Origin of the sequence: Sorangium sp. So ce302, assembly GCF_051530145.1 — a bacterium.
In the GTDB taxonomy this organism is placed as follows: Bacteria; Myxococcota_A; Polyangia; order Polyangiales; family Polyangiaceae; genus Sorangium; species Sorangium cellulosum_B.
The window spans coordinates 1,593,157-1,609,539 of record NZ_CP150326.1 but is presented as its reverse complement, the minus strand read 5'-3'; the positions used below and the strand labels follow the sequence as shown (position 1 = coordinate 1,609,539).

14 protein-coding genes are annotated in these 16,383 nt (G+C 72.4%); 7 read left to right on the top strand and 7 right to left on the bottom strand.

Translation table 11 applies throughout. The annotated features are described in order from the left end of the window. Window positions 1-54: 54 nt before the first annotated feature. Window positions 55-1,842 carry a 2,3-epoxybenzoyl-CoA dihydrolase gene (gene boxC, locus WME73_RS06155; protein WP_437915070.1) on the top strand — a complete coding sequence of 596 codons (1,788 nt, stop codon included), beginning with the start codon at window positions 55-57 and terminating at the stop codon, window positions 1,840-1,842. After that, on the top strand, window positions 1,839-3,290 hold the full coding sequence (gene boxB, locus WME73_RS06150) for a benzoyl-CoA 2,3-epoxidase subunit BoxB (RefSeq protein WP_437915069.1): 1,452 nt from the start codon (window positions 1,839-1,841) through the stop codon (window positions 3,288-3,290). The genes boxC and boxB overlap by 4 nt, the downstream gene beginning before the upstream one ends. Here boxB and WME73_RS06145 read toward each other — a convergent pair. Beyond that, window positions 3,287-3,754 carry a hypothetical protein gene (locus tag WME73_RS06145; protein WP_437915068.1) on the bottom strand — a complete coding sequence of 156 codons (468 nt, stop codon included), beginning with the start codon at window positions 3,752-3,754 and terminating at the stop codon, window positions 3,287-3,289. The two genes, boxB and WME73_RS06145, sit on opposite strands and share 4 nt — an antisense overlap. 79 nt (window positions 3,755-3,833) lie before the next feature. Between WME73_RS06145 and WME73_RS06140 the strand changes: the two genes are divergently transcribed. Both WME73_RS06140 and WME73_RS06135 read left to right on the top strand, forming a co-directional pair. Further along, complete coding sequence (locus WME73_RS06140) at window positions 3,834-4,907, top strand: AAA family ATPase (protein ID WP_437915067.1); 1,074 nt, start codon at window positions 3,834-3,836, stop codon at window positions 4,905-4,907. After that, complete coding sequence (locus tag WME73_RS06135) at window positions 4,907-5,539, top strand: hypothetical protein (protein WP_437917357.1); 633 nt, start codon at window positions 4,907-4,909, stop codon at window positions 5,537-5,539. Before WME73_RS06140 ends, WME73_RS06135 begins: the two co-directional genes overlap by 1 nt. A 101-nt stretch (window positions 5,540-5,640) precedes the next feature. Here WME73_RS06135 and WME73_RS06130 read toward each other — a convergent pair whose 3' ends face one another. The 3 genes from WME73_RS06130 to WME73_RS06120 form a co-directional block, all read right to left on the bottom strand. Further along, a complete protein-coding gene (locus WME73_RS06130) occupies window positions 5,641-6,297 on the bottom strand; it encodes a hypothetical protein (protein ID WP_437915066.1) in 657 nt (218 codons plus the stop codon). Window positions 6,298-6,382: 85 nt separating this feature from the next. Then, window positions 6,383-9,052, bottom strand: a complete 2,670-nt coding sequence (locus WME73_RS06125; protein ID WP_437915065.1) for a HEAT repeat domain-containing protein — start codon at window positions 9,050-9,052, stop codon at window positions 6,383-6,385. A 139-nt stretch (window positions 9,053-9,191) separates the two neighbouring features. After that, window positions 9,192-10,292, bottom strand: coding sequence for a hypothetical protein (locus WME73_RS06120; RefSeq protein ID WP_437915064.1), 1,101 nt, complete (start codon window positions 10,290-10,292; stop codon window positions 9,192-9,194). Window positions 10,293-10,599: 307 nt separating this feature from the next. Between WME73_RS06120 and WME73_RS06115 the strand changes: the two genes are divergently transcribed. Beyond that, window positions 10,600-11,514: a hypothetical protein gene (locus tag WME73_RS06115; protein ID WP_437744549.1), complete on the top strand. Its 915-nt coding sequence runs from the start codon at window positions 10,600-10,602 to the stop codon at window positions 11,512-11,514. 140 nt (window positions 11,515-11,654) lie between these two features. Next, window positions 11,655-12,578 (top strand): hypothetical protein, encoded by a 924-nt coding sequence (locus tag WME73_RS06110; RefSeq protein WP_437915063.1) that lies wholly within the window; start codon window positions 11,655-11,657, stop codon window positions 12,576-12,578. A gap of 29 nt (window positions 12,579-12,607) precedes the next feature. On the opposite strand, the gene purS is transcribed toward WME73_RS06110, so the two are convergent. Both purS and WME73_RS06100 read right to left on the bottom strand, forming a co-directional pair. Continuing rightward, entirely contained in the window at window positions 12,608-12,856 is a 249-nt protein-coding gene (purS, locus tag WME73_RS06105; protein WP_437532982.1) for a phosphoribosylformylglycinamidine synthase subunit PurS, read from the bottom strand. An 87-nt stretch (window positions 12,857-12,943) separates the two neighbouring features. Then, window positions 12,944-13,906: a phosphoribosylaminoimidazolesuccinocarboxamide synthase gene (locus WME73_RS06100; protein ID WP_437744547.1), complete on the bottom strand. Its 963-nt coding sequence runs from the start codon at window positions 13,904-13,906 to the stop codon at window positions 12,944-12,946. 128 nt (window positions 13,907-14,034) lie between these two features. Here WME73_RS06100 and mdh point away from each other — a divergent pair, with 128 nt between their 5' ends. Next, a complete protein-coding gene (gene mdh, locus WME73_RS06095) occupies window positions 14,035-14,976 on the top strand; it encodes a malate dehydrogenase (RefSeq protein ID WP_012233684.1) in 942 nt (313 codons plus the stop codon). 133 nt (window positions 14,977-15,109) lie between these two features. Here the strand turns inward: mdh and WME73_RS06090 are convergent, their stop codons facing one another. Continuing rightward, window positions 15,110-16,285: a hypothetical protein gene (locus WME73_RS06090; protein WP_437915062.1), complete on the bottom strand. Its 1,176-nt coding sequence runs from the start codon at window positions 16,283-16,285 to the stop codon at window positions 15,110-15,112. Window positions 16,286-16,383: the final 98 nt, after the last annotated feature.

Here is a 16,383-nt window from a genome sequence, read left to right as displayed (position 1 = left end):
AACAAGAACTATACTGCTTGACTGAACCCCGGCGCGGTGGTGGGCTCGTCGGGTATGGAAGCGACCACCTCTCCTCCTTCCGCGGCGCCGGCGCCGCAGACCAGGGCCCGGGAAGACGGCGCGTCCGGCGAGGACGCGCCCCTCCGCTTCGAGACGGAGCCAGGCCGCTACAGGCACTGGAAGCTCTCGTTCGAGGGGGCGATCGCGCGCGTGGCGATGGACGTCGACGAGGACGCGGCGGCGCGGCCCGGCTACCAGCTGAAGCTCAACAGCTACGACATCGCGGTCGACATCGAGCTCGCCGACATCGTGCAGCGGCTGCGCTTCGAGCACCCCGAGGTGAAGGCGGTCGTCGTGACGAGCGCGCAGCCGCGGATCTTCTGCGCCGGCGCGAACATCTACATGCTCGGGTCGTCGACGCACGCGTTCAAGGTCAACTTCTGCAAGTTCACGAACGAGACGCGCCTCGCGATCGAGGAGGCGTGCTCCGAGAGCGGGCAGCGCTACCTCGCGGCGCTGAACGGCGTCGCCTCGGGCGGCGGCTACGAGCTCGCGCTCGCGTGCGAGGAGATCCTCCTCGCCGACGACGGGAGCAGCGCCGTCTCGTTCCCGGAGACGCCGCTGCTCGCCGTGCTCCCGGGGACCGGGGGGCTCACGCGGCTCGTGGACAAGCGCAAGGTGCGGCGCGATCTCGCGGACGTGTTCTCGACGCTGGCCGAGGGGGTGCGCGGCAAGCGCGCGGAGCAGTGGGGCCTCGTCGATCGATCGATCCCGAAGAGCCGCTTCGAGCAGGTGGTGGCCCAGCGCGCCGCCGAGCTCGCGGCGGCGACGCCGGACAGGGCGGGGCCCGGGGTGAGGCTCTCGCCGCTCGAGGCGCGGCGCGCCACGGCGGGCGACGTGTCCACCTGCGACTACCGCCACGTGTCGATGAAGGTGGACCGCGCCGCGAGGACCGCGGAGATCCGCGTGCTCGGGCCGGACGGCGAAGGGCGCGAGACGCGCGAGACGCGCGAGACGCGCGAGACGCCGACCGACGCCGCCGGGATGCGCCGGGCGGGCGCGGACCTGTGGGCGCTCCGCGCGTTCCGCGAGCTCGACGACGCGCTGCTCGACCTCCGCTTCAACCACCCGACGGTGGGCCTCGTGCTCCTGCGGACGTCCGGCTCTCCCGCCGCGGTGCGGGCCGCGGACGAGGCGCTGTGGGCGAGCCGCGACGACTGGTTCGTGAAGGAGGTGCTGCTCCACATGCGGCGCGTGCTCAAGCGGCTCGACCTCACGGCGCGCAGCGTGTTCGCGCTGATCGAGCCGGGCTCCTGCTTCGCGGGGAGCCTGTTCGAGCTCGCCCTCGCGGCGGACCGCTCCTACATGCTGGACGGCGGAGGGGACGAGGGGCAGGCAGGGGCGCCCGCGTCGCCCGCGTCCATTGCGCTGAGCTCGCTGAACTTCGGTCCGCTCGTCATGTCGAACGGCCTGACGCGGCTCGCGTCGCGCTTCCTCGGCGCCCCGGAGCGCGTGGCCGCGCTGAAGGAGAAGACGGGCCTCCTGTCCGCCGAGGAGGCGCTGGAGGAGGGCCTCTGCACCTTCGCGCCGGACGCGATGGACTGGGACGACGAGGTGCGGCTCGCGATCGAGGAGCGGGTGAGCCTGTCGCCCGACGCGCTCACCGGGATGGAGGCGAGCCTGCGCTTCTGCGGGCCCGAGACGATGGAGACGAAGATCTTTTCGCGGCTGTCAGCCTGGCAGAACTGGATCTTCCAGCGCCCCAATGCGGTGGGCCAGCGGGGCGCGCTGACGGTGTACGGGCGGCCGGAGCGCCCCGAATTCGACTGGAGGCGGACATGAGCGCGGTCGTCAACTCGGAGAGGATCCCGAACAACGTCGACCTCGCGTCGGACAGGAAGCTGCAGCGCGCCCTCGAGGCGTGGCAGCCGAAGTTCCTGGACTGGTGGCGGGAGACGGGGCCCGAGGGCTTCCAGGCGGACGACATCTACCTGCGCACGGCGATCAGCGTCGATCACGAGGGGTGGGCGCATTTCGACTACGTGAAGATGCCGGAGTACCGCTGGGGCATCTTCCTCGCGGATCGGGTGGCGGACCGGACGATCGGCTTCGGCGACCACCTGGGCGAGCCGGCGTGGCAAGAGGTGCCGGGGGAGCTCCGGAACATGCTGCGGCGGCTGGTGGTGACGCAGGGAGACACGGAGCCCGCGAGCGTGGAGCAGCAGCGGCTGCTCGGCCAGAGCTGCCCGAGCGTCTACGACCTGCGGAACCTGCTCCAGGTGAACGTCGAGGAGGGGCGGCACCTCTGGGCGATGGTGTACCTCCTGCACAGCCACTTCGGCCGCGACGGCCGGGAGGAGGCGGAGGCGCTCCTGGAGCGGCGCAGCGGCGACCCGGACAAGCCGCGGATCCTGGGCGCCTTCAACGAGCCGTGCACGAACTGGCTCTCGTTCTTCATGTTCACCTACTTCACGGATCGCGACGGCAAGTACCAGCTGCTCGCGCTCGCGGAGAGCGGCTTCGATCCGCTGTCGCGCACGACGCGGTTCATGCTGACCGAGGAGGCGCACCACATGTTCGTCGGCGAGACGGGCCTGCTCCGCATCGTCGAGCGCACGTGCGAGCTGATGAAGCGCAACGCGAACGAGGACGCGCGCGCCGAGGGCGGCATCGATCTGCCGACGATGCAGAAGTACCTGAACCTCTGGTACTCGCTGTCGCTGGACCTCTTCGGCGGGGAGATCTCGTCGAACGCGGCGTCGTTCTTCGCCTCGAGCGTGAAGGGCCGCGCGAAGGAGGCGTCGTACGACGACCACCGGGCGCTCGACGGCGTGTACGTAATTGACGTGCCGCACGTGCCGCACGTGCCCGCCGCCGGGGGCGGCGCGGTGACCGGCTGGCGGCGCGAGGAGGTGCCGCTCAGGAACGCGATGAACGAGGTGCTGCGCGACGAGTACGTGGCCGACTCGCAGCGCGGGATCGACAAGATGAACCGGGTGATCGAGGCGTCCGGCGTGTCGTTCAAGCTGAGCCTGCCGAGCCGGCGCTTCCACCGGAGCTCGGGGATCTACGCGGGGCTCCACTTCGACGTCGACGGCAACCCGCTCTCGAAGGAGGCGTGGGAGCGCCGGCGCGACGCGTGGCTGCCGACCGCGAGCGACGAGGCCTACGTGCGGAGCCTGATGGAGAAGCCGGTGTTCGATCCGAAGCAGATGGCGAACTGGATCGCTGCGCCGACCAAGGGGCTCAAGGGCAAGCCCGTCGACTTCGAGTACGTGCGGCGCGGCTAGGGCGCGCCCGCGTCGGGCGAAGGCGCGCCCGCGTCAGGGGGAGGTGCGCCCCCGCCCGCGCCTGCGGGCGTCTTCTTCGGCGGGTCGCCGTGCTCGTCGGCGAGCTTCTTCACGAGCCCGTCGAGGAGCACCTGCTCGTGGTACTGCGGCATCGCCGGGAGCTGCACGGCGACGTGCACCCCGGCGCGGCCGTCCACGACCTCGATCGCCCCCTGCGTCACCCTGCCGCCGCTCTCCGGGCTCCGGTACTCGAAGAGCAGGTAGCCATTGGAGACGTCCTTCTCGACGATCTTGAAGCCGAGATCGACGCGCACGAGGCGCAGCGCCGTGCCGAAGGTCTGCTCGAAGGTGTAAGGCGACTCATAGGCGACGCTGGCGCTGGCGTGCCGCTCGCCGAGGCCGCTCGCCACGGGGACGGCGAGCGCGATGAGGGCGACGAGCGCGATCGACGGGAGGCGACGCATGACCGCGGCGTAGAGGGGCTGGCGAGGACGGGCCAAGTTCCTTGCTGCCGAGCGAGCGGCTATGCTGGGGTCGATCTCGATGGACCGACCCTACGTCGAGCAGCTCCGCATCCAGGGCTACGGCTGCGTTCAGGACGCGACCCTGGAGCTGACGCCGCTGCATGCGCTCATCGGGCCCAACGACAGCGGCAAGAGCACGGTGCTGCGGGCGCTCCGCACGCTCTCCTCCGTCCTCGAGCGGGCGCTCGGGGCGCCGTCGCCGGACACGCTCGGGCGCGCCGGCCCCGCGAGCAAGGCCCCGGACGGCGCCGTGTTCGAGGTGTCGGCGGCGAGCACGACGTGGCGCGTGGAGCTCGACGCCGGGGGCCGGGTCCGGTCCATGTCGTTCCCCAGGGATCTCGAGCCCCCTTCCCTGCTCGACGACGCAGACGGGGACGACGCGGGCGGCGCGCCCAGCCCGGAGCGCCCTGCCCTGGACATCGTCCAGGCGCTGCGCGGGGCGCAGATGCTCCGCCTCGATCCCGACGCGCTGAGGGCCCCGCACCCGCTCATCCCCGACGGGCACCCGCTCTGCTTCGCCGACGAGCGCGGCACGGGCCTGCCGGCCGTCTACGACGCCGTCATCAGCCGCGACCTGTCGGCGTACGTCGATCTGAACGAGGAGCTCACCCGCCTGTTCCCCAGCGTGAAGAGCCTCCACCTCGCCAACCCGAGCTCCACGACGAAGGCCATCGGCGTGAAGCTCGAGGGCGGCGCCGTCGTGCCGGCGTCGCTGATGAGCGAGGGCATGCTCTACTACCTCGCCTTCGCGGCGCTGCCGCACCTCGATCCGACGCCCCTGCTCCTCGTCGAGGAGCCCGAGCACGGGCTGCACCCCGCGCGCATCGCCGACGTGATGCGCGCGCTGCGCCTCGTCTCCGAGAAGACCCAGGTCCTCCTCGCGACGCACAGCCCGCTCGTGGTCAACGAGCTGCAGCCGGAGGAGGTCACGGTCGTCACCCGCGCTGGCGAGCGGGGGATGAGGGCCACGCGCATCCTGGACACGCCGGGCTTCGAGGATCGGGCGAGGGTGTACGCGCTGGGGGAGCTCTGGCTGAGCTACGCCAACGGCGGTGACGAGGCGCCGCTCCTCGGGGGAGGGCCGCGGCCGTGATGAAGGCGCCCGAGCGGATCCGGGTCTTCCTTGTCGGCGAGGGCGAGAGCGAGCTGGGCAGCCGCGCCGGGGCGCCCGCCTACCAGTCGGACAAGCACCCCGGCGTGCTCTTCACGCTGCTCTCCCGCGTCCAGCCGAGCGGGTGGGTCGTCGGAGGCGCCCGCGAGTGGAAGAGCATCCGGAAGTACCAGGCGCGCGGCGCGGCCCACGAGGACACGCACCACGTGCTCGGCGCGGCGCTCGACGCGCAGGAGGCGGGGTGCGAGATCCTCGCGTTCGCCCGCGACATCGACCGCGATCCGGCGCGCCGCGAGGCGATCGCGGAGGGCATCCGGCGCGTCTCGTCGGCCCTGTCCTCGCCACCCGACGTGATCGGCGGCGTGGCCGCGCCGGCGCTCGGAGCCTGGATCCTCGCGCTGCTCGGCGAGAAGACGACCGAGGAGATGTCGCCCCTCAGGGCGCAGGCGATGCTCGCTGCAAAGGGCATGATGCCCGGCGACGGCGCCGCCATGGTGCGCGTGGCGGAGGACGCCGACCTCGACGCGGTCCCCCCGGACGCCACGTCGCTCGGCGAATGGCTCGCACGCGCGCGCGCGGTGCTGCCGCGGCGGGCAGGACGCGTCGTGAGGTGAGCGCTGACGCCCTCACGATGGAACAGCCATGGTCGGAAGGGGCTATCCCAGAAGTCGAAGCGTGCGAGCTGCTTCGGCGGCGACCCTCGCGCGTTTGTCCTTCACGAACGTCTCGATGAGAGGTCGATCCTGTTCGCGGCCGAACTCTGACAGTACCGCGAGGGCGCCGATGAGTTGCGCGGTTTGGCCGGCGGAGCTCGTGAGAATCGAGAGCGCGCGGTCGCGGTGGTCGACGCTCCTATGGAGCTTGCGGAGGTAGCGCCGAGCGTAGAAGCGCACATTGGCGTTGCCGTCGAGGCATTCGACCTCGACGCGATCGGCGTCCGCGCGCCGACGATACTCACGCAATGCCAGGAGTCGGAGCGACGGGCTGCGATTGTCTGCGAGCAGCCGAAGAAGAGGTTCCAGCTCATGTTGTGGAACGACGGAGAGCGCGTCCGGTTTGCGACGCCAGCCAGCGAGATGGCTTCCACTCGGACGGCGAGCGCGGAGACGGCACGCTGACGCAGGTAGCCGTCGCGCTGCATGGCGAGACAAACCAGGAGCAGGGTGGACAGGCTGGAGATATCGAAGGGGAGCAGCGAAGAGAACTCGGTGAGGTCGAGACCGACCCTGGCGTAGGCTTCACGACTGCGCAGGATCCGGTCGAAGTAGCGAAAGGCGCGCGCCCCGTCCCGCTCGAGGCGAGCTCGCAGGGTCGGGGAGTGCGTGGCGTCGTCCAGAAGCGCGTCCCGAACCAGCTTGTGAAGGTTGAGCACGCGTTTCGTTGGCCGATGAAGGAGAGTGGAGAGCGAGGGGCATCGCTGGCGGCCTGCCGCCCCCCTGCCGGCCTTCAATTCTCAGTCAGCGGCGGCCGCACTGCGGCGCCGCGGAGAGCGCTGCCCTCGCCGCTTCGCGCAGGCCGTGCGGCGTATCCTTGTCGAGGAGCGGCTTGAGGCGCGCGGGCAGATCCGCCGGGTGCACCGACCCGAGCGCCGCGAGCGCCGCCGAGCCGAGCCGCTGATCGTGCTCGCCGATCGGCGCCTTCGCCCGGTGCGCGAGCCGCGTCCACAGGTCGACCGAGCTCGCGTCGCACATCGCCCCGAGCGCGAGGATCGCCCGCGCGCGCACCTCGAGGTCCTCCTCCTTGTCCTCCGCCCGGTCGCGCACGGCCTCGATGTGCGCTGTCGCGCGGTGCGCGCCGAGGCCGTCGAGCGCGTGCCGGCGCACCTCGGGCGAGCTGTCGGCGAGCGCCCCGACGAGCGCCCGGTCGCCCGCCGGCGTCGCCTGCATCGCGCCGATCGCGAGCGCAGCGCCGCCCCGGATGAACGTCCACGGGTCCGAGGTGAGCCGCGCCGCGAGCGCCTCGGCCGCGCCGGCGGGCAGCTTCGCGCCGGCAGAGGCCGCGCGCGCGAGCGCCACGATCGCCGCCTCGCGCACGCGCGCGTCCGGATCGGAGGCCGCCGCGAGCAGGTCCTGCGCGAGCGACGGCACGTCCGCCGCGACCTCGGCCGCGCGGAGGCGCACGTGCGCGTCCGCGTCCTTCCGGAGCGACGCCCGGAGGTACGCCTCCGCCGGCCCCTCGCCCGCGCGCGCGAGCGCCGCGGCCGGCGCTTGCAGCAGGTAACGCCGCTCGAAGGGCGCGCTACCCGCCGAAGCGAGCGCCTGGAACGCCGCCCCGCCGCCCTTCACCCGCCCGAGCGCCGGCCCGAGCGCGCGCAGCAGATCGAGCTGCGCGTCCTCTGGCCGGGCGCGGAGCCGCTCGATCTGCACCTCTTCCTCGACCACGGAAGCGGCCCGCTCGCTCCGCGCCGCCAGCGCGAGCGCGGCCCGGAGCTCCCTCCGCGCCGCGCCGCGCGCCCCGGCGAGGGCGTCGAGCAGCGCCGGGATCGCCTCGGCCGGCGCGACGAGCGCGAGCTCCCGGGCCGCCGCCACCCTGGCCGCGGCCGCGCCCGCCTTCACGATCTCCGCGAGCGCCGGCGCGGCCGCGCGCCCGCAGCGGCGGATGCGATCGCGCGCGTGGTGGAGCTCCGGATCGGGCTCGGGCGGCGCGGCGCGAGGGGCGCGCCCCGGCGCGGCCGATGCCACCCCGGACGCGCGCCCCGCGGATGCCGCGCCGGGCGCGAGCGGCGCCGCCGACGACGCGCCGGACGCCAGCCGCGCGGTGAGGAACGGGATCTGCGCCGCGCAGGGCGCCGTGTCGATCACGCCCCGTGCGAGCTGCCTGCCCGCGGGATCGAGCCTGTCATAGCCGGCGATCGCCGCATCGACCGCCTCCGGTCCGCCGCGCGCGAGCAGCGCCGCCGCCGCCCTGGCTCGCTCGCCGCCGCCCGCGAGCGCGCCCACGAGCGCCTCCGGGCCCTGCCCGTCGAACGCCGTGCGCGCCGTGACCTCGGCGATCGTGACCCGCGCCTCCGGCGCCGCGGGCGCGCCGCGACCCCCGGCCCCCGCCGGCGCGTACGCGTCGTCGAGCACGACGGCGATGCACGAGGCCTTGATCTCCTCGGGGAGCTTCACCTCGTAGCCGGCGGACTCCTTGAGCCACGCGTCCTCGGGCAGGCTCACCTGGAAGAGCCGGTCGGGCGTCGCCACGAAGAGCGTGCGCGGCGCGGCGCCGCCCTCGACGCCGTCGGGCGGCTTGATGCGCAGACCCAGGCCCGTGATCCCGACCTCGTCCGCCGACGAGAACGACACGAACTCGCCCCGGCCCGCGCCCGCCTTGCCCTCGGACCACGCGGTCTTCGGATCGCCGTCGGCGATCTCCGCGAAGCGCTTGCCGACCGCGCTCGACGCGGCGGTCGGGCGCAGCAGCCGGAAGGCAGCCGCCGCCGCGTCGGCGTCACGGCGCTCGGCGACCACCTTGCCTGCACCGCGCCGCTCCTCCGCCGAGAGGTTCTGGAAGCTGGCCCCCTTCAGGAGCGTCATGGTCCGGGGATCGACCTCGCTTGCGCCGACCAGCGCCGGCCGCCCGCAGAGGGTCACGTCGTCTCGCAGCTGCCCGACGAGCACACGGCTTCCGCTGCCGCCGAGCGGCTCCACGACCACGGCGTCGCTCCGCCCCTCGCCGTGCTCCCCGGTCGCGACGCCGGTCCAGCCGCTCCAGAGCACGAGCGGCTCCGTCCCCTTCCCCGCGAGCGGCGCCGCGAGCAGCATCACCCAGCTGCCGCTCGCGCCTTCCGGCGCGCCGGCGCCCGCCGGCTTTCCCCCGGCCGGCGCCTCGATCTTGGCGAGGCGCTTGCCGTCCGCCAGGGTGACCGGCACGACGCGCGCGCCGCCGAGCAGCGGCGCCACCTCGGACGGCACGGCGAGGACCTTGCCGCCGTCGGGCGCGCACGCCGCCGCGGCGGGACAGGCGCGGGCAGTGACCCCGCCCGGATCGATGCGGACAGCGAGCGCCTGCTGGCCCGCCGCGTGAGGGAGCACCACGGGCGCGGCCTGCGCGGCGGCGCTGCCACCCACGGCCGCGGAGGCTGCGATCACCCCGGCCGCGGCGCCAAGGCGAGGCCGCCGGAAACGAAACGGCGATCTGGACATGCGCGCCATCCTAATCGCCCGGCGCGGCGAGACCCCTCGAGAGTTGACGCCTCGAGCACAGCGCCGCTCCCACCCGGACCGGCGCTGCGGCGCGTCGTCCGGGCGGGCCCGCCGCGCACGGCGAGCCCGCGCGCCCTCGCTACTTCGGCGTCTCCGAGGCGGGGATCCAGAAGCCGCCCTCGTCCGGCGGCGTCATCCCGAGCGCCTTCGGGAGCACGTTGGTCCAGCCCGCCACCGTCTCGAGCAGGTAGATCTCCGCGCCGGCCTCGATCTCGCCGATCGGCTTCTCCTTCTCGTCGCGCCGCGCGCGGACCGGGATCGCCCTCGTCGCCTTCACGATCGGCGGCGCCTTGTCGAGCGCCAGCTGCGCGCCGGCCACCGCGGTCGTCGGCGGGATGTACTGGTCCATCATCTCGCCCTTCTTCAGCGGCTCGAGATCCTTGAGGCGACCCCAGGCGTCGATCGTGAGGTCGCCCCGCGACATCAGGTGAACGAAGCCGGACTTCGCCTCGGTGCTCCAGAAGAGCTGGGCCGTCCCCTCCAGCATCCTCAGCGTGAAGATCACGTCGCCGTCCGGGCGATCGAAGAGCTCGATCGTCGACGTCTTCATCAGGTACCCGCGGGCGCTGCCGGGGATCTCCATCTTCGTGGAGACGCCGCGCTGCAACGCGAAGGCGTCGCAGGGGGCCGAGGCCTTCGCCGTCTGCCTTTCAGACCCGGAGATCGAGAGCTCCGCGCGCAGCGAGTCGCCCGTGGCCGCGACGAGCTTCACCTTCTGCGCGCTCGAGATCCACACGTGCCCGGCGATGACCGGGATGTCGCGCGTCGTGAACACCGCGACGTCCGAGGGCGCGATGTAGCCGTCGATCCGCAGCGCAGGCGAGCTGTCCGACGTGCTCAGCCGCGCGCGGCCCGCCGCCGGATCCGCCGGGATCGCGCTCAGCGTCATCGGGACCAGCGCGCCGGTGAAGCTCGCGACCGTCCTGCCGCCGCTCGGCGCGTCATGCAGCCGGGCGCCCTTGGGCACCGGCGCCGTCCCCTTCAGCTTGCACGCCGGCCCCGACACCGCCTGGCCGACCGCCGCGGTCGCCTGCGCGACCGCCCCCGTCACCTGCGCGGCCGACACCACCACCTGGGCGGGCTCTGCCTTCGCCTCGGAGACGGCCGGCGTGCCCGGGAGCCCCGCGCAGAGCACTCCCCCAAGAGCCAGAAGACCGAGTCCCAGAACGTCGCTTCTCATCCACTTCCTCCGACACAGGCCAGCAGCCCCGCTCGCGCGGCGAGCCCGAGCGCGGTCCCCACCTGTCGAGTCTCCCTGGAACCGCCGGCCTGCTCTGCGCGGCGGCGCACTCGCTGCGGGGCCGCCCGGCACGCCGAGCCGCCACTGCCGTTGGTCGGATCATCCTAGCGGATCATTCAGGCCTCGCCCGAGAAAGGTCCTCCACCGCAGCGCTTCGACCGTTTCGGGTGTATGGAGCAGGGCGCCCGACGCGGCACGCGCCGGGTCGCCCGGCTGGACGGTACCTACCTCCCCGGGAAGCCACGCCATGCACGGATTCGATCTCGCCTTCGCCTCCCCCCGCAAGCTCCCCCGCGCCCGCGATCTGCGCGGCAACGTCGCCGTTCTCGACATCGCCTTCGCCTCGGAGGCGGGGGGCAAGAGCTTCGAGACGGTCACGCTGCCCTTCATCCAGGACCTCGGGCCGCGGCTCGCCGCCTGGGTCGACCACCACGACAGCGCCCACCACGCGCGCTTCGCCGGCGATCCGCGCTTCGTCCTGTCGACCAAGGCCGAGCACGGCGCCTGCCCCGAGATGATCACGCCGGAGCTCGTCGCCCGCGCCGGGCGCGTCGACACCCTCGTCTGCCACGTCGACTTCGACGGCCTCGCCAGCGGCGCGAAGTGGATGCGCGGCGGCGTCGAGCCCTACCCCGGCTGCGACGACGACGCCCGCGCCATCGACACCCGCATCGGCGTCCCGGGCCCGGCCGCCACCCGCATGGACCGCGCGCTCCGCGCCCGCCCCCGCGATCAGGCCCTCTTCGGCCTCATCGTCCGGCACCTCGCGTCAGGCCTCTCCGACCCGTCGCTCTGGACTCCCATCGACCAGGCCGGCGCCGAGCTCGCCACCATGGAAGCCGAGACCCGCCGGATCGCGCTCCGCTACGAGCGCGTCGAGCCGGGCCTCGTCCTCGTCGACGCCTCCCAGCGGGGCGGGGCCTACGACAAGACCCTGCTCCTCCTCATCGGGCAGGAGCGCGCGCCCATCTCCGTCGTCGTCGACAACGACAGCATCACCTTCGCCGCCCGGTTCGACAGCGGGGTGAACTTCCTCGAGACGTTCAAGATCTCCGGAGGGATGCCGACCCGCATCTCCCTCCAGCGCTCCCGGCTCCAGGAGGCGCTCGTGGCCCTCGGGGTCAAGGCGACCGACGCGAGCCGGCTCGCCGCGACCCCCTGAGCCCCTCCTCACCGCGATCCCGCCGACATCGTTGACGCTGTGGGCCTCGACTGCTAGGGGGGCATTGCAGATCTGCAATTTGCAATTCTGCAATGAACATCTGATCCGAGGCGTCACGTCTGCGCCGAGCACGAGGGGGTATGGCAGCGACAAACTTGTCTTCGACGGCGAGCAGCGGTGTCGACGAGCTCCTGTTCCGGAACGACTCCGTCTCGCTCTGTCTGCTGGTCAATCGACGGCACCGGACGCTCCGCATCGTCGACTTCCGAGCGGGACCCACGCCGTCCAAGCGGAGCTTCGTCCTGTCGACCGCCAAGCGCGAGGGGGTCGAGAAGATCTTCACGCTGGTCGAGCGCGACGAGGTGCCGACGTGGACCCGCCTCGGGTTCACGCGGGAGGGGTCGATCCCCGGCTTTTACAAGCGCAGCGACGCCTGGATCCTCGGGGCGGTCGTGTCCGAGATGACGTCGCGGCTGCGCACGAGCGGCGACGGCGAGGAGGGCGGCGAGGGAGACGACGTCGCGGCCTCTCCGGCGGTCCTGCTCGCGGAGCGCACGATCGCCCGCGCGAGGCGGCTGCTCCGGGAGGCCGAGGGGCGGCCGCTGCCCGCGATCAAGATCGCGCCCGCGAGCGGCGTCGAGCTGCGGCGCGCGGTCGCGGCCGCGCAGCGGGCGGGGCGGGCGCTGACGGGCTTCGAGCCGTTCGGGCGCGACGCGGTGCGGACGGGCTACGTGCTGTCCGCGCGGGGCGGCTTCACGCTGCACGCCGCGTGGGAGATGCAGTCGTGCTTCGGCAACTCGTTCCTGGAGATCCTGTGCCCGCCGCGCCACGAGGCGGAGCGGCTCGCCACGACGGCCGCCATCGGCGCGCTCTGCGACCGCCTCGTCGAGGAGAAGGCCGTGAGCACGTTCACCTTCGCCCCCGCGGACGACCAGGAGCTGTGCGCCGCCCTCCTCGCGAACGGCTTCCGCCGCTCGGCCGTGCTGGCGCGGCACCTCGTCGTCGGCCGCGCCCGCAAGGACGCCATCCTCTGGGCGAAGAAGCTCGTCGCGCCCGAGGCCTGAGCCGCCGGCCCCGCGGGCCGGGGCGAGGGCTACGGCGCGATCGTGACCTCGTAGTCCTCGATGACGGTGTTGGCGAGCATCTCGTCCGCCATCTTCTTCAGCCGCTGCTCGAGGTCGGGCGCGCTGCCGAGCGAGGGGTCGAGCTCTATCTCGATGAGCTTGCCCACGCGCACGCCCTTCACGCCGGGGAACCCGAGCGAGGTGAGGGCGCGCTTCACGGCGTCGCCCTGCGGATCGAGGACCTCTTTCTTCAGTCGGACGTTGACGACGGCTTTCACTGGCTTTGCTCCACGCGCTCTTCGCGCGACGCGATGGCGGTGCGCACCTGCGCCCCGCGACGATTCATGGGCGCGGCCGCGCCCGCCTCACACCCCCAGGTTGCGCGGGATGCGCACCGCCGGGTCCTCGAGGTCGGGGACGAACGCCGCCCCGGTGATCCGCTCGAACGCCTCGATGTAGCGGCGGGACGCCTCGATCCGGACCTCGTCCGGGATCGAGGGGATCGGCCCGTCGCCCTGGAAGCCGCGCGCGGCGAGCCAGCGGCGCACGTACTCCTTGTCGAACGACTCCGGGTCCTCGCCGGCCGCGAAGCGCTCGCCGTAGGACGAGGCGAACCAGAAGCGGGACGAGTCGGGGGTGTGGATCTCGTCGATGACGACGATGTTCCCGTCCCGGTCCTTGCCGAACTCGTACTTGGTGTCGACGAGGATGAGCCCCTGCTCCGCGCATGCGCGGGCGCCGTGCTCGAAGAGCGCGAGGGCCATCTCGGCGGCGGCGTCGAAGTCGCGCGGCGCGATCGTGCCGAGGGCGAGGATCTCCTCGCGCGAGGCGGAGAGATCGTGCCCGCCCTTCGGCGCCTTGGTGCTCGGCGTCAGGATGGGCCGCGGCAGGCGCTCGTTCTTGCGGAGGCCCTCGGGGAGCCGGTGGCCGCAGAAGACGCGCTCGCCGCGCGCGTAGTGCGTCCAGATGCTGGTCGAGGTCACGCCCGTCACGTAGGCGCGCACCACCATCTCGACCGGCAGGGGCACACACTCGATCGCCTCGAGGACGTTCGGGTCGGGCTGGGAGATCATGTGGTTCGGCGCGACGCTCCGCGTGCGCTCGAACCAGAAGGCGGACAGCCGGTTCAGCACCTGGCCCTTGAGCGGCAGCGTGCCGAGCACGCGATCGAAGGCGCTGATGCGGTCGGTGACGACGAGCAGGCGGCGGCCGTCCGGCGTCGTGTAGCAGTCCCGCACCTTGCCCTCGTAGCGGGCGAAGGGGCCCGCGAGCGAGGTGCGTTCGAGCACCCTGCCGAGCGCGGTGCGCAGATCGTCCTCGGTGACCATGGGGCGCGGCTTACCCGGGCTCGCGGGCCGAGTCGACAGGTTTCGAAGACGCCGGCCGAGTTCCCTCCTCCGTGCCCGCCCTGGAGCCCCGTTGGTCTCCGGCCGGGGGGGTGGTAATAGGGCCGCCCATGGCAAACCGAAGAAAGATCGCCCTTATCGGCGCCGGCAACATCGGCGGGGAGCTCGCGGCCCTCATCGCGCGCAAGGAGCTCGGGGACGTCGTTCTGTTCGACATCCCGCAGAAGACGGACTTCGCGAAAGGCAAGGCGCTCGACCTCGAGCAGAACGGCGCCGTGCTGGGCTACGACGCCTCGATCAAGGGCACCTCGAGCTGGGCGGACTGTGCAGGGGCCGACGTCCTCATCGTCACGGCCGGCATCCCGCGCAAGCCGGGCCAGAGCCGTGACGACCTGGTCGCGACGAACCTGCCGATCATCCGCAGCGTGGCGGACGGCGCGAAGGAGCACTGCCCGAACGCGCTGGTGATCGTCATCTCGAACCCGATCGACGCGATGGTCTACGAGTTCAAGCGCCGCACCGGCTTCCCGCGCGAGCGCGTGCTCGGCATGGCGGGCGTGCTCGACAGCGCGCGCTTCCAGCTGTTCCTGGCGCGCGAGGCGAACGTGTCCGTGAAGGACGTGCGCGCGATGGTCCTCGGCGGCCACGGCGACGACATGGTGCCCATCCCGTCGGCGTGCACGATCAACGGCGTGCGCGCGACCGAGCTCATCAGCAAGGAGAAGCTCGACGCGCTCATCGCGAGGACCCGCAAGGGCGGCGGCGAGATCGTCCAGCTCATGGGGACGAGCGCCTACTACGCGCCCGCCTCGAGCGCCGTCGCGATGGCCGAGAGCTACCTGCTCGACCAGAAGCGGCTGCTCCCCGTCGCGGCCTACCTGGACGGCGAGTACGGCTACAAGGACATCTTCATGGGCGTGCCGGTCATCCTCGGCGGCAAGGGCATCGAGAAGATCGTCGAGCTGCCGCTGACCGCAGAAGAGAAGGAGATGCTCGCGAAGAGCGCGAAGAGCGTGCAGGGCATCACCGACGTGGTGAAGGCCTCGAGCTAGCGCCGGTCGCGCCGCCTGCGCTGGCGCGCCGCGCGTCACGAAGAGCACGGGCGGCAGGAGCGAAACGCGCGCCAGGAGCGGGAGGGAGAGGAGAGGGCGAAGGGCTCTCCCTCTCCCTCGGCGCTTCAGCGGTTCACATCACACCGCCGTAGAGGCCATCCAGCACGGCCGTCAGCTCGCGCCGAGGATCGCGGGCGAGCTCGCCGGGGCTCGCGCCGCCCGCCGGCATCTCGGCGGCCGCGTCGCCGTCCCCTGCAGCGATGTCGCTGATGCGCTGGCAGATCAGGTTCATCATCTGCCAGCCCTCGGTGAGCGCGCCCCGCAGCGGGCCGAGGTCCAGGCCGGGGAAGCCCTTCAGAAGGCTGTACCCGAGCTTGAAGTGCTCGGCGTCCACCTCGGCGTGCGTCGCGAAGTAGTCCGAGTCGGGGAAGATCTGCTGGGCCGCCGTGAGGAGGATGTCGGCGCAGCGCTCGATGACGAAGTGGACGAGGACCGTCCGCTCCTCGGTGGACGCCGAGCCCATCCGCTCGATGAACCAGGACGACGCCGCGGCGATGCCGCGGTCCCAGGACGGCGAGCTCCGCGGGTCGTGCATCCTGGAGAGCCTCCGGTTGTGCCCGACCTCGTCGGCCAGGTGGCGCTCGGCGATCGCGATGGCCCCGGGGTGCGACTCGAAGACGACCCTGGCGCACAGGACCTTCTGGAACGCGTTCGACCAGATCTGGAGCGCGCCGAGCATCCGCCGCTTCACGTCGTCCCGGAGGGCGCGCTCGGACCGGATGAGCTGCATCAAGGGGCTGCCCGCGAACTCCCGCGCGTGGACCTCGTTCTCCTCGACGAGGAGATCCACGGGGGACACGGCGCGATCCGGGGACGCCTCGTCCGCGCTGTCCTCCCGCCCGAGCGCCGCGCACAGACACGGCGTGTCCCACCGAGGCTCGCTTTCGTCGAGCTCCTCGAGATGGATGGATATCGCGGAGAGCCCGTCCGGCGCGCCGCCCACGAGCCCCTGCAGCCCGCCGGGAGGGACCATCACGACGTCTCCCGCCCGGACGCTGCTGGGCGAGTCCCCGATGACCTCGCCCGAGCCTTCGGTGACGACGATCATGCCTTTGCCGAGGAGCGCGCGAGGCCTGAGCGGCTGACCTTCGAGGAGGCGTACCCATCGCAAGGACAGGTGGCAGACTTCGGGCAGGTAAGCCGAGAGCTCCGAATGTTTCCGGAGCTCCTTGAACAGCCCCAGCAGGGTGCGCTCATCCGCCTTGAGAGACTCGATCGCGAGGATGTCGGCTGTGTTGACTACGCGCATCTACACGGTCCTCCGGGTCGACATGATGGTGCGTCGACTCTGCACGGCTTGATCGCCTGTGTCTAGATCACACTCGGGCATGAAGGCGAATCGCACGG